The sequence below is a fragment of the Aeromonas sp. 2692-1 genome, from assembly GCF_013085505.1.
Lineage (GTDB): Bacteria > Pseudomonadota > Gammaproteobacteria > Enterobacterales > Aeromonadaceae > Aeromonas > Aeromonas hydrophila.
Window position 1 is genome coordinate 453,027 of record NZ_CP038513.1, and the last position, 11,974, is coordinate 465,000.

Here is an 11,974-nt window from a genome sequence, read left to right on the forward strand (position 1 = left end):
AGAGACAATTGGTTACAAAAAACTGTCGCGCGTCTGGACAGGCAGGCTGTTCAATAGTTGTTCCTTGCTGTTGCTTAGACCTAGACTAGCCCATAAAATTCGCTCTTCATTTACACCGGATGGACAATTGTTTGAACGATGACCTGATCACCATCTCCGACCTGACCTTCAGTCACGGAGATCGGCTGTTATACGACGGGATAAACCTGACCATTCCCCGTGGCAAGGTCACTGCGGTCATGGGCCCCAGCGGCATCGGCAAGACCACCTTGCTGCGGTTGATCGGCGGCCAGCTCAAGCCCGAATCCGGTCATATCCTGTTTGACGGGGAAGATATCCCTACCCTCTCCCGCTCGCGCCTGTACGAGGTGCGCAAGCGGATGAGCATGCTGTTCCAGAGCGGCGCCCTGTTTACCGGTATGACGGTGTACGACAACGTGGCCTTCCCGCTGCGTGAGCACTCCGGCCTGCCCGAGGAGCTGATCCACACCATCGTCATGATGAAGCTGCAGGCGGTGGGCCTGCGCGGCGCGGCAAGACTGATGCCGTCCGAGCTCTCCGGCGGCATGGCCCGGCGCGCGGCGCTGGCCCGTTCCATCGCGCTGGATCCGGACCTCATCATGTATGACGAGCCGTTCGTCGGCCAGGATCCCATCACCATGGCAGTGCTGGTGAAGCTCATCAAGGATATGAACGATGCCCTCGGCATCACCTCCGTCATCGTCACCCACGACGTGAAAGAGGTGCTGAGCATTGCCGACTACGCCTATATCATCGCCAACCGCAAGGTGGTGGCGCACGGCACGCCGGCCCAGCTGCGCGAGGAGCACAATCCCGAGGTCGAGCAGTTCCTGAAAGGATTGCCCGACGGTCCTGTTCCGTTTCATTTTCCGGCAGGCGACCTGCTACAGGATCTCTGATGTTGACAAGCCAGGTAAGCAAACTGGGGCGAAGCGGGGTGCGATTCATCAGCGCCATCGGCCGCGCCACCATCATGTTGTTTCACGCGTTGGCGGGCAAACCCGCGCCGCGCAAGCACTTTCCGCTGCTGGTGCAGCAGTTGTATGTGGTCGGGGTGCAGTCGGTCGCCATCATTCTGGTGTCGGGCCTGTTCATCGGCATGGTGCTCTCGTTGCAGGGCTACAACGTACTGAAGGACTTCGGTGCCGAACAGAGTCTGGGGCCGCTGGTCTCCCTCTCCCTGCTGCGGGAGCTGGGCCCCGTGGTGACCGCGCTGCTGTTTGCCGGCCGCGCCGGCTCGGCCCTCACCGCCGAGATCGGCCTGATGAAGGCCACCGAACAGCTCTCCAGCCTGGAGATGATGGCCGTAGATCCGCTGCGCCGGGTCGTCGCGCCGCGCTTCTGGGCCGGGGTCATCAGCATGCCGCTGCTGGCCTTCATGTTCAGCCTGATCGGCATCTTCGGCGGCAAGCTGGTCGGCGTCGACTGGCTGGGGGTGGACGAAGGCAGCTTCTGGTCCGCCATGCAGGCCTCCGTCGACTGGCAGGATGACATCATGCAGGGGGCCATCAAGAGCCTGATCTTTGCCCTGGTGGTCACCTGGATTGCGCTCTTTAACGGTTATGATGCCAAGCCGACCTCGGCCGGGATCAGTCAGGCCACGACCCGTACCGTGGTCCACTCCTCCCTGGCCGTGCTCGGCCTGGATTTTATACTCACCGCAGTCATGTTTGGATAAGGTAAAGATGAAGTTCAGCAAAGTAGAATTCCTGGTTGGCGCTTTCATGCTGGCCGGCATCGGTGCCATTCTGGCGTTGGCACTGCAAGTGGCAGGTTTGAGTTTCAAACCGGAAGGAGAAACCTATACCCTGCGCGCCCATTTCGATAATATCGGCGGCCTGAAAGTGCGCTCACCGGTCAAGGTGGGCGGCGTGGTCGTCGGTCGGGTCAGCGACATCACTCTGGACGCCAAGAGCCAGGTGCCGATCGTCTCTCTGCAGATGCAAAAGAGCGCCGGTGAGTTCTCCGAGACCAGTACCCTCTCCATCCTGACTTCGGGGCTGCTCGGCGAGCAGTACATAGGCCTGATGCCCGGTTTTACCGATGAGGAGATGGGCACCAGCATGCTCAAGGATGGCGACATGATTGAAGACACCAAATCCGCCATTGTGCTGGAAGACCTGATTGGCAAGTTCCTCTACAGCCAGTCTTCCGACACCAAATCAGACAGCAAGTAAGGAGTAACCATGTTCAAGAAGATCGCCCTGCTGCTGGGCCTGATGACCAGCATGCTGTTTTCCCTGACCGCACAAGCCACCGATGCCACCGATCCCTATGCCCTGGTGGACCAGGCGGCCAAGCAGACCTTCGCCCGCCTGAAGGCCGATCAGGCCCAGGTGAAGAGCAATCCGGATCACCTGAGGGTAATCATCCGCGAAGAGCTGCTGCCCTACGTAGACAACCGCTTCGCCGCCTACAAGGTGCTCGGCAACCAGATCAAGCAGACCACCCCGGCCCAGCGTGACGCCTTCGTCGAGGTGTTCACCGAGTACATGGTGAGCTCCTACGCCGACGCCCTGGCCCATTTCGACAAGCAGACCGTCAAGGTCGAGCCGGGCAAGGCCGCCGGTGACAGCAACATCACCGCCGTCAACGTCAGCGTGAAAGAGGCCGGCAAGCCGGACATTTTCCTCGAGTTCAAGCTGCGCAAGAACAACAAGACCGGCGAATGGAAAGCCTTCGACATGGTTGCCGAAGGGATCAGCCTGCTCTCTGCCAAGCAGAACGAGCTGGGTGGCCTCATCCGCCAGAACGGCATCGATGCGGTGATCGCCCAGCTGCGCGCCCACAATGCCAAACCGCTGGTGCTCAAGTCATGAGACTGAGCGGCGAGCTGCAGGCGGCCCAAGTCGTTGAGTTGTGGCAACGGCGGGCCGACTGGTGGCAGGAAGACCAGATCGAGCTTAGCGACGTCACCACCCTGGATTCGGCAGGGCTTGCCCTGCTGGTCAAATGGGCCAAAGCCGCTCTGGCACGAGGCGCCACACCGCAACTGGTGGGCGCCTCCACTGATTTTTATACCCTGGCCAACCTCTACGGGGTGGCCGGATTGTTTCAGTCAACCCCGCTCACAACTGAGGACGCATAATGCAAGTCTCTGAAATTGAAGCGATACTCCTCGAGGCTCTGCCATTGTCCGAAGTCCATGTCAAAGGGGACGGCAGTCACTACCAAGTGATCGCCGTCGGCGACATGTTTGACGGCATGAGCCGGGTCAAGAAGCAACAGGCCATCTATGCCCCGCTGATGGACAAGATCGCCAGCAACGCCATTCACGCACTCTCCATCAAGGCTTTTACCGATGCCGAGTGGAAACGCGAACGTAAATTCCTACTGCCCTCCTGATTTGGTATCAAACGTAAATGGACAAATTCAAGATCGATGGTCGTTGTACTCTCAACGGCGAAGTGACCATCTCTGGCGCCAAGAACGCCGCTCTGCCGATCCTGTTCGCCACCCTGCTGTGTGATGAGGAGATCCACCTCTCCAACGTGCCGCGCCTGAAAGACGTGGGCACCACCATCAAACTGCTGGAGATGCTGGGTGCCACCACCAAGGTGAACGGCAACGTCACCGTACTGACCGGTGCGGTGAACAACCATGTCGCCCCCTACGAGCTGGTAAAGACCATGCGCGCCTCCATCCTGGCGCTGGGCCCGCTGGCCGCCCGCTTTGGCGCGGCTGACGTCTCCCTGCCCGGTGGCTGCGCCATCGGAGCTCGTCCGGTCAACCTGCACGTGCACGGTCTGGAACTGATGGGTGCCAAGATTGCCATCGAGGATGGTTACATCAAGGCTCGTGTCGACGGCCGCCTGAAGGGTGCCCACATCCTGATGGACATGGTCTCCGTCACTGGTACCGAGAACCTGATGATGGCCGCCACCCTGGCTGACGGCCGCACCGTGATCGAAAACGCCGCGCGCGAGCCGGAAGTGGTCGATCTGGCCAACTTCCTCAACGCGCTGGGCGCCAAGATCCAGGGCGCGGGCACCGACACCCTGACCATCGACGGTGTCGAGCGTCTGCATGGCGGCAGCTACAGCGTCCAGCCCGACCGTATCGAGACCGGTACCTTCCTGGTAGGCGCAGCGGTCACCGGCGGCAAGATCACCTGCCGCAAGACCGATCCGACCCTGCTGGAAGCGGTACTGGTCAAGCTGGAAGAGGCTGGCGCCCTGATTGAGAAGGGTGAAGACTGGATCACCCTCGACATGACTGGCCGTACCCTCAAGCCGGTCACCATCAAGACCGCCCCCTACCCGGCCTTCCCGACCGACATGCAGGCCCAGTTCACCGTGCTGAACGCGGTAGCCAAGGGCACCGGCATGGTCACCGAGACCATCTTCGAGAACCGCTTCATGCACGTACCCGAGCTGGTCCGGATGGGCGCCGACATCGAACTGCAGGGCAATGTGGCCATCTGCCGCGACACCCAGCAGCTCAAGGGTGCCCAGGTGATGGCAACCGACCTGCGTGCCTCCGCCAGTCTGGTGCTGGCCGGCTTCGTCGCCGAAGGCTCCACCATCGTCGATCGCATCTACCACATCGACCGTGGCTACGAAGACATCGAGCACAAGCTGCAAGGCCTTGGCGGCCGTATCGAGCGCATCAAGGGCTGATTGCCGCCCCTGCGCACGCTGATACAAAAAGGCCCCTCGCAGTGCGAGGGGCCTTTTTCATGGCGGTAATCCGCTGATGCCGGGATCAGTGGCCGGCCAGCTTCATGCTCTCGACCAGCACCGAGCCGGTCTTGAGGCTGGAGCGCTCATCTTCGTCGCTGCCCACCGCCACGATATGGCTGAACATCTCGGCCAGATTGCCAGCGATGGTGATCTCTTCGACCGGGTAGGCTATCTCGCCGTTCTCCACCCAGAAACCGGCAGCGCCGCGGGAGTAGTCGCCATTGACGATGTTGACCCCCTGCCCCATCAGTTCGGTCACTAGCAGGCCGGTGCCCATCTCCTTGAGCATGCCATTGAAATCCTGGCCGGTGCTGGAAACCTGCCAGTTGTGGATGCCGCCGGCGTGGCCCGTGGTGGTGAGCCCCAGCTTGCGGGCGGAGTAGGAGGTAAGCAGCCAGCTCATCAGCTCGCCATTGCGCACTATGTCCATGTCGCGGGTCAGCACGCCTTCGCCATCGAACGGGGTGCTGGCGAGCCCCCCCAGTAGGTGGGGGAACTCCTGGATGGTGAGCCACTCGGGCAGGATCTGCTTGCCCAGCTTGTCCAGCAGAAAGCTCGACTTGCGGTAGAGATTGCCACCGCTGATGGCCATCACCAGATGACCCCACAGACCGGCCGCCGTATCGGGATGGAACAGCACGGGAGCATGGCGAGTGCTGATCTTGCGGGCCCCCAGACGAGAGAGGGTGCGCTCCACCGCCTCGTCGGCGATCCGCTGCGGGCTCCAGAGCCCGTCCAGGGTACGGCTGGAGGAGTAGCCGTAATCGCGCTGCATGTCACCGTCCTGCTCGCCGATCAGCACGCAGCTCAGGGAGTTGCGCGATGCCGCGTAGCCTTTGACGAAGCCATGGCTGTTGCCATACACCTTGATGCCGAGGTGACTGGAGAAACCGGCGCCGTCGGAGTGCTTGATGCGGGTATCGCGGCCCAGCGCCAGTCGTTCACACTCGATGGCCAGTTCGATGCCGCGCTGCGGATCCAGCTCGATCGGATGACACAGTTGCAGATCCGGGGCGTCCCAGGCCAGCAACTCGGCATCAGCCAGACCGGCGCACGCATCCGGCGAGGTGTGCCGGGCAATCTCCATGGCTGCTTCGACGGCGGCACGAATGGCCGACGGGCTCAGATCTGTGGTGGAGGAGGACCCCTTGCAGCCATCGCGATAGACGGCGATGCCGAGCGCCCCGTCCTTGTTGAATTCAATGCTTTCCAGTTCACAACCCCGGGTGTTCACCGACAACCCGGTCTGCTTGCTGATGGAGACTTCGGCAAGCCCGGCGCCCAGTCCCTTGGCAATCTCCAGGGCCTCGGCAACTACGGCTTCAAGATGGGCTTGATCCTGGCGGATTTGGTCTTGCTGATCCATAACTCACATCTGTATGAAGGAAGGAAAGGGGCTAAGCATATCAGACCCCTGCGCCCAGCGGGAGAAGCTGGTAACATATCCACCAAACGTGAATGACAGGAATCAAGAGACCGATGAGTCAATATCAAGACGACAACGAGTGGGAAGACTGGGGCCCCAGCAAAAGCCAGCTCAAGCGCGATGCCGAAGCCTTGCAGAAGATGGGGGAAGAGATCGTCTCCCTCAGCCACAGCGAGCTGGAGAAGATCCCGCTGGATGAAGAGCTGGCCGAAGCGGTCGAGCTGGGCCGCAAGCTCAAGCCGAAGAAGGACGAGTCTTTCCGTCGCCACCTGCAGTTCATCGGCCGGTTGATGCGCAGCCGCGATGTGGAGCCCATCGTCGAGGCGCTCTCCATCATCAAGAATCGCCACTCCACCGTGAACGCCCGCCTGCACCGGCTGGAACAGTGGCGTGAGCGGCTGATCAATGAAGGTGACAGCGCCCTCAACGAGTTGATGTCCCAGTTCCACGAACTGGACCGCCAGAAGCTGCGCCAGCTGATCCGCACCGCCAACAAGGAGCGGGAGCTGAACAAGCCGCCGGTGGCCTATCGCGAGATGTACCAGTATCTGCGCGGCGAGATCGAAGATCTGCTGTAAGTGATGACTCACCTTCGCCGACCGGCGATGAGCAGTACAAATAAAAAGGGGCCTATATGGCCCCGTTTTCGTGTCGCCGAAGCTGTCAGCTGCCCGCCATGCACTGGGTGTGAGTGCCTGGCTGCAGATACGGCATCAGCAGCGGAGCCATCCCCTTGAGCACCTGCACCGGCAGGGCCGAGGTGAAGCGGAACTTGTCGGACTGGCTGCCCGGCACATAGGCCGTCAGGGTACCGAAGTGATCCTCTCCCAGATAGAAGACAAAGGTGGCGGTCCGGTTACGAGCCAGCGAGCTGGTCACGTTGCCGTAGCGGCCGACCGTTTCAATCCGGTTGTCGCCCGTCCCCGTCTTGCCCCCCATCTGCAGCACGGTACCGTCCGGCAGGGCGAAGGCACCGGCGATGCGTCTGGCCGTGCCCCCTTCCACCACCTTCGACAACGCGTTGCGCAGCGCGGTGGCCACCTCGACCGGCAGCACTCGGGTCCCCTCGGTCTGTGCTGGCTGGAACTCGGTTTCGAACGGCGTGCCCTTGGCAAACGACAGATGCTCGATGCGCAGGGTCGGCGCACGAATGCCACCGTTCTGGATGATCCCCATCAGCTCGGCCAACGCAGCAGGGCGGTCGCCCGAACTGCCCAGGGCCGTTGCCAGCGACGGCACCAGGTGATCGAACGGGTAGCCCAGTCTGGCCCAGCGTTGATGGATGTCGAGGAAGGCCTCGACCTCCAGCATGGTGCGGATCCGGCTGTCGCGGGCGCTGCGGTGGCGGGTCTTGAACAGCCAGCTGTAGACCTCCTGCCGCTCGTCCCGGCTCGCCTCGACGGCATCGGCGAAAGTCGCCTTGTCGAACTCCTTGAGATAGGAGAGCAGCCACAGCTCCAGCGGGTGCACCCGGGCGATATAGCCTTGATCCGGCAGCGAATACTTGCCGGGACCATAGCTGGTATAGAGCTGCTCGATACGACGATCGCTCAGCTTCTCCCGCGGCAGACGCTTCGCCAGGAAGGCAGCGAAAGTCTCCTGCGACGCATCCGGCATCAGGTAGCGGTGTACGGCGGCCAGGCGCACGGCGCTGGGCTTGAGACCATCCAGGAAGGTATCGAGCTGTTCATCCGCAGTCTTGCCACGGTATTTGCGCCAGAAGCGCAGCAGATAGGTCTGCCCCTCTTTATCCGCAAACTTGGCCAGATACTCGGTACGGCGCGGATCCTTGTCATCCTTGAGCAGCTGGGCACGGTTGCCCTCCCGGTATAGGCTGTAGCGGACGATGTCACGCATCAGCCGCACAAAGGGCAGGTTGATAGACTCGCGCAGCGCGTCGCGAATGGCCGGGATGCGGCCATTGTCCTCACGCCGGAAGTTGTTGAAGGTGTGCATGCCACCGCCGGTGAAGAATCCCTCGTTCGGGCTGGCGGAGTATTTGCGATCCAGCGCCGCCTCCAGCATGGGTGGCAGGCTCTTGTCCTTGGCGGTCATCAGGTAGGAGACGGCCCAGCGGCTGATGTTGTCCTGCTCCGATACCTCTATCTTGCGCAGACTCTCGGCCGACATGTCCGCGTAGTTGTCGTGCAGCTCGGAGACGATCTCCAGGTAGGTAGTCAGCACCCGCAGCTTGGCGGTTGACCCCAGCTCCAGCTTGCTGCCCTCGTTGATGTCGAACGGCTGATCCGTGTTGTCGGTCTGCACCCGCACCTTGAAGCCCTGCGGGGACTTCTCGAACAGCGTGAAGCTGTACTTCACGTCTCCCGTCTTCTCCGGCGAGAGCAGGCGCTCACCAAACAACCCTACCTGAGCAGCAAACGTCGGATCGGCCAACTGCTGCAAGTAGCGAGAGACCTCGTTTTGCAGCGGCATGTTGAGGCTGGTGTCGGCCGTCAGATCGAGCCGGTCCAGATCGTAGAGCTGCACCCCGAGCTGACGGCTCAGACGGGTGCGGGCAACTTGCAGGCCCTTGTTGTTGTTGACCTTGGTCACCGCCGGGGACTGCAAGAAATCACGGAACGAGATCTTGGCCTTCAGCGCGGCTTCCATCAGCGGCGGCGTGATCATCCCCTCCTGTACGAACAGCCGCAGATAGCTGTCGGTCAGGGTCGCCAGTGCATCACGCCCCTGCGCCAGATAGTAGGAGGGACGACGGTGAGCGATCATCAGCGAGACCACCTGGCGCAGCGCGAGGCCCTGCTCCGCCAGCGAGGCATCCTGGTTGCGCGCAGGATCCAGCAGCCGGTTTACCTCGTCCACATTGGCGCCAAACCATACCCAGAGACCATCCCCCAGGCCGTGCACCTCCCCATAGCCGGGAGCCGCAGAGAGCGGTACCGAGTTGAGGTAGGCCCAGGCGACCAGCTTGCGCGCCTCCAGCGTCTTGGGGCCCAACCGGTAGGCCCGCACACTGGCGGACGCCATCTGGCGGATCTTCTCGGTGGGGGACAGCGTCAGGCCATCCGGCGAGTGGCGATACTTCTCGACCTGAGTCGCCAGCGTGCTGCCGCCGGCCGACTGATCCTGCATATCGAGCGCCTTGCCGACCTGCGACATGGCCGCCTTGGCAAAACGGGGCCAATCCACGGCCGGGTTGGCCAGCGGCTGCTCATTGCTGAGCAGGTCACGGTTCTCGATGAACAAGAGCGACTGGATCACCAGCGGCGGGATGGAGGCAAAATCCGGGTAATAGTGGGTCGGATACTTGAATTGATAGAAGGGTTCCGCCCGGCAGTCGTGCAGGGTCAGGCCGGCTTGCACCTTCTCGGTATAAGGCACGAAAAAGCCGCGACTGGCGTAGTCATACAAGGCGTCGGAGAAATGTACCTGCTCGCTGACCTGATAACCCCGTTGCAGCAAGCGCTCCTGCATCATGGGCAACAGCACATAACCGAGCCGCTTGTCGAAGGGACCATCTTCCGGGAAGGCAATCTGCTTGCTGGGGCCCGGTTCAACCTGATAGGTCAGCTTGGCCGCATAGCGGGAGATCTCCTGCGACTGCAGGCGGGAAGTCTGCATCTCATAACCGACCAGAGCAATCACCGCAGCCAGGCACAGCAAAAAGAAAAAGCAGAACAACCAGCGCCACCAGGAACGACGCTTGCGCTTGTACTTGCCGTCCGCGCTTGGGACAGATGAATCCTGAGATGCCACTTTGTTCAAATCCGTCTGTTCTGATGCGCCCATATCAGCCCCACCATGGTTGCGCAATTTATTGTGTTTCACTCAAGCTTAGTCGTTTCAAGTCAATGGCTTGAAAACTATTGACCGCTTTGTAGTGATGGTAACAGGGCGATCATAAAAAGGGGAGCCGATTGTTGCAGCACGGTGAGAGATCCGAGCTGATGACTGAAAGCAAAACACCGGCCTATGGCCGGTGTTTTGAGAAGACAGTGAGCAGGCTTATTTGCTGGAGCTCATCGCCTTGAGCTTGGTGCTCAGCTCTTTACGCTCTTTGGACAGCTCGGCATTCTTGATGATGTGGTCGTCCACACGCTCTTCATAATCAGCCCGCATGTTGGCGATGATGGCTTGCACCTCATCGATGCTCATACCCGGTTTGATGTAGTCGCTCAGGTTGTCGAGCAGCAGCACCCGCTTCTGGTTGTCACGGACCTTCTTCTCGTTGTCCGCAATTTCACGCTTGAGTTTGTTCTGACGACGGGACATACGCACATATTCCAGTACATCGCTGAAGGTGGACTTGTTTACTTGTTCCATATCGATACCACTGACGTAAGGTTGATAAAAGCAGGCCAAGTTGCATCCGTACTAAAGAAACCAACATGAGAGAGTACGGGCCAACCCAAGATGCCTTTACTCTACCGAGTTATGAGGCAGATACAACCCTAATTGCAGGGCTGACGCCGGGTTTCGGCACGAGAGAGCCGAGTGAACAACAGAGTGGAAAGCAGTGCAGACTCTCCATCCGAAGGGATATATCAGGGGTGAGATAAGGCGAATTTCAGGCAATAAAAAACCCCGCTCAGATGAGCGGGGTTTCTCGTGTTGGGTGCCTGGCAGTGTCCTACTCTCGCATGGCGAATGCCACACTACCATCGGCGCTACCGCGTTTCACTTCTGAGTTCGGCATGGGTTCAGGTGGTTCCACGGCGCTATGGCCGCCAGGCAAATAACTTCAATCTAAGAAAGCTGATTTTGTTGTTCGTTCTCGGTATCTGCTACAAGCCTTAGAACACTTCTTGGGTGTTGTATGGTTAAGCCTCACGGGTAATTAGTATGGGTTAGCTCAACACGTCGCCGCGCTTACACACCCCACCTATCAACGTTGTGGTCTCCAACGGCCCTTTAGGACCCTCAAGGGGTCAGGGATGACTCATCTCAGGGCTCGCTTCCCGCTTAGATGCTTTCAGCGGTTATCGATTCCGAACTTAGCTACCGGGCAGTGCCACTGGCGTGACAACCCGAACACCAGAGGTTCGTTCACTCCGGTCCTCTCGTACTAGGAGCAACTCCCTTCAATCATCCAACGCCCACGGCAGATAGGGACCGAACTGTCTCACGACGTTCTGAACCCAGCTCGCGTACCACTTTAAATGGCGAACAGCCATACCCTTGGGACCGACTTCAGCCCCAGGATGTGATGAGCCGACATCGAGGTGCCAAACACCGCCGTCGATATGAACTCTTGGGCGGTATCAGCCTGTTATCCCCGGAGTACCTTTTATCCGTTGAGCGATGGCCCTTCCATTCAGAACCACCGGATCACTATGACCTACTTTCGTACCTGCTCGACCTGTCCGTCTCGCAGTTAAGCTGGCTTATGCCATTGCACTAACCTCCTGATGTCCGACCAGGATTAGCCAACCTTCGTGCTCCTCCGTTACTCTTTGGGAGGAGACCGCCCCAGTCAAACTACCCACCAGGCACTGTCCGCGACCCCGATTCAGGGGCCTGCGTTAGAACATCAAACATACAAGGGTGGTATTTCAAGGACGGCTCCAGCGCAACTGGCGTCACGCCTTCAAAGCCTCCCACCTATCCTACACATGTAGGTTCAATGTTCAGTGCCAAGCTGTAGTAAAGGTTCACGGGGTCTTTCCGTCTAGCCGCGGGTACACCGCATCTTCACGGCGAATTCGATTTCACTGAGTCTCGGGTGGAGACAGCATGGCCATGGTTACACCATTCGTGCAGGTCGGAACTTACCCGACAAGGAATTTCGCTACCTTAGGACCGTTATAGTTACGGCCGCCGTTTACCGGGGCTTCGATCAAGAGCTTCGCTTGCGCTAACCCCATCAATTAACCTTCCGGCACCGGGC

Annotated in this window: 11 protein-coding genes and 2 rRNA genes (1 of these 13 running past the window's edge); 8 read left to right on the plus strand and 5 right to left on the minus strand. The window is 60.0% G+C overall.

Annotated elements, in window-relative coordinates:
* Positions 1-119: 119 nt before the first annotated feature.
* From mlaF to murA, 7 genes are read left to right on the plus strand one after another with little or no spacing between them, the layout of a single operon-like run.
* Entirely contained in the window at positions 120-920 is an 801-nt protein-coding gene (gene mlaF / locus E5E97_RS02390) for a phospholipid ABC transporter ATP-binding protein MlaF (protein ID WP_011707618.1), read from the plus strand.
* Complete coding sequence (gene mlaE, locus E5E97_RS02395) at positions 920-1,699, plus strand: lipid asymmetry maintenance ABC transporter permease subunit MlaE (protein WP_011707619.1); 780 nt, start codon at positions 920-922, stop codon at positions 1,697-1,699. Before mlaF ends, mlaE begins: the two co-directional genes overlap by 1 nt.
* A gap of 7 nt (positions 1,700-1,706) precedes the next feature.
* Entirely contained in the window at positions 1,707-2,198 is a 492-nt protein-coding gene (gene mlaD, locus E5E97_RS02400) for an outer membrane lipid asymmetry maintenance protein MlaD (protein ID WP_011707620.1), read from the plus strand.
* A gap of 9 nt (positions 2,199-2,207) precedes the next feature.
* Positions 2,208-2,840 carry a phospholipid-binding protein MlaC gene (gene mlaC / locus E5E97_RS02405; protein WP_017409367.1) on the plus strand — a complete coding sequence of 211 codons (633 nt, stop codon included), beginning with the start codon at positions 2,208-2,210 and terminating at the stop codon, positions 2,838-2,840.
* Complete coding sequence (locus tag E5E97_RS02410; RefSeq protein ID WP_039213917.1) at positions 2,837-3,109, plus strand: lipid asymmetry maintenance protein MlaB; 273 nt, start codon at positions 2,837-2,839, stop codon at positions 3,107-3,109. Before mlaC ends, E5E97_RS02410 begins: the two co-directional genes overlap by 4 nt.
* Positions 3,109-3,366, plus strand: a complete 258-nt coding sequence (gene ibaG, locus E5E97_RS02415) for a BolA family iron metabolism protein IbaG (protein ID WP_005306001.1) — start codon at positions 3,109-3,111, stop codon at positions 3,364-3,366. Before E5E97_RS02410 ends, ibaG begins: the two co-directional genes overlap by 1 nt.
* 17 nt (positions 3,367-3,383) lie before the next feature.
* The gene (gene murA, locus E5E97_RS02420; protein WP_011707623.1) at positions 3,384-4,640 is read left to right on the plus strand and encodes a UDP-N-acetylglucosamine 1-carboxyvinyltransferase; all 1,257 of its coding nucleotides are present in this window, start codon (positions 3,384-3,386) and stop codon (positions 4,638-4,640) included.
* Positions 4,641-4,725: 85 nt separating this feature from the next.
* Here murA and pmbA read toward each other — a convergent pair whose 3' ends face one another.
* The gene (gene pmbA / locus E5E97_RS02425; RefSeq protein ID WP_011707624.1) at positions 4,726-6,069 is read right to left on the minus strand and encodes a metalloprotease PmbA; all 1,344 of its coding nucleotides are present in this window, start codon (positions 6,067-6,069) and stop codon (positions 4,726-4,728) included.
* Between the two features lie 113 nt (positions 6,070-6,182).
* Here pmbA and yjgA point away from each other — a divergent pair, with 113 nt between their 5' ends.
* Positions 6,183-6,707 carry a ribosome biogenesis factor YjgA gene (yjgA, locus tag E5E97_RS02430; protein WP_010635921.1) on the plus strand — a complete coding sequence of 175 codons (525 nt, stop codon included), beginning with the start codon at positions 6,183-6,185 and terminating at the stop codon, positions 6,705-6,707.
* A gap of 85 nt (positions 6,708-6,792) precedes the next feature.
* On the opposite strand, the gene E5E97_RS02435 is transcribed toward yjgA, so the two are convergent.
* The 4 genes from E5E97_RS02435 to E5E97_RS02450 all read right to left on the minus strand — a co-directional run.
* On the minus strand, positions 6,793-9,876 hold the full coding sequence (locus E5E97_RS02435; RefSeq protein ID WP_011707626.1) for a transglycosylase domain-containing protein: 3,084 nt from the start codon (positions 9,874-9,876) through the stop codon (positions 6,793-6,795).
* A gap of 216 nt (positions 9,877-10,092) precedes the next feature.
* Positions 10,093-10,410: a PTS system regulator TmaR gene (gene tmaR, locus E5E97_RS02440; RefSeq protein ID WP_016352207.1), complete on the minus strand. Its 318-nt coding sequence runs from the start codon at positions 10,408-10,410 to the stop codon at positions 10,093-10,095.
* A gap of 294 nt (positions 10,411-10,704) precedes the next feature.
* Positions 10,705-10,819: ribosomal RNA gene (rrf, locus tag E5E97_RS02445) — 5S ribosomal RNA — on the minus strand.
* A gap of 84 nt (positions 10,820-10,903) precedes the next feature.
* Positions 10,904-11,974: ribosomal RNA gene (locus E5E97_RS02450) — 23S ribosomal RNA — on the minus strand; it runs 1,818 nt beyond the window's last position.

What these genes read in the sequence shown, in the direction of transcription:
- mlaF (WP_011707618.1), top strand. Translation starts at nt 120, where the DNA reads ATGGACAATTGTTTGAACGATGACCTGATCACCATCTCCGACCTGACC.
- mlaE (WP_011707619.1), top strand. Translation starts at nt 920, where the DNA reads ATGTTGACAAGCCAGGTAAGCAAACTGGGGCGAAGCGGGGTGCGATTC.
- mlaD (WP_011707620.1), top strand. Translation starts at nt 1,707, where the DNA reads ATGAAGTTCAGCAAAGTAGAATTCCTGGTTGGCGCTTTCATGCTGGCC.
- mlaC (WP_017409367.1), top strand. Translation starts at nt 2,208, where the DNA reads ATGTTCAAGAAGATCGCCCTGCTGCTGGGCCTGATGACCAGCATGCTG.
- E5E97_RS02410 (WP_039213917.1), top strand. Translation starts at nt 2,837, where the DNA reads ATGAGACTGAGCGGCGAGCTGCAGGCGGCCCAAGTCGTTGAGTTGTGG.
- ibaG (WP_005306001.1), top strand. Translation starts at nt 3,109, where the DNA reads ATGCAAGTCTCTGAAATTGAAGCGATACTCCTCGAGGCTCTGCCATTG.
- murA (WP_011707623.1), top strand. Translation starts at nt 3,384, where the DNA reads ATGGACAAATTCAAGATCGATGGTCGTTGTACTCTCAACGGCGAAGTG.
- pmbA (WP_011707624.1), bottom strand. Translation starts at nt 6,069, where the DNA reads ATGGATCAGCAAGACCAAATCCGCCAGGATCAAGCCCATCTTGAAGCC.
- yjgA (WP_010635921.1), top strand. Translation starts at nt 6,183, where the DNA reads ATGAGTCAATATCAAGACGACAACGAGTGGGAAGACTGGGGCCCCAGC.
- E5E97_RS02435 (WP_011707626.1), bottom strand. Translation starts at nt 9,876, where the DNA reads ATGGGCGCATCAGAACAGACGGATTTGAACAAAGTGGCATCTCAGGAT.
- tmaR (WP_016352207.1), bottom strand. Translation starts at nt 10,410, where the DNA reads ATGGAACAAGTAAACAAGTCCACCTTCAGCGATGTACTGGAATATGTG.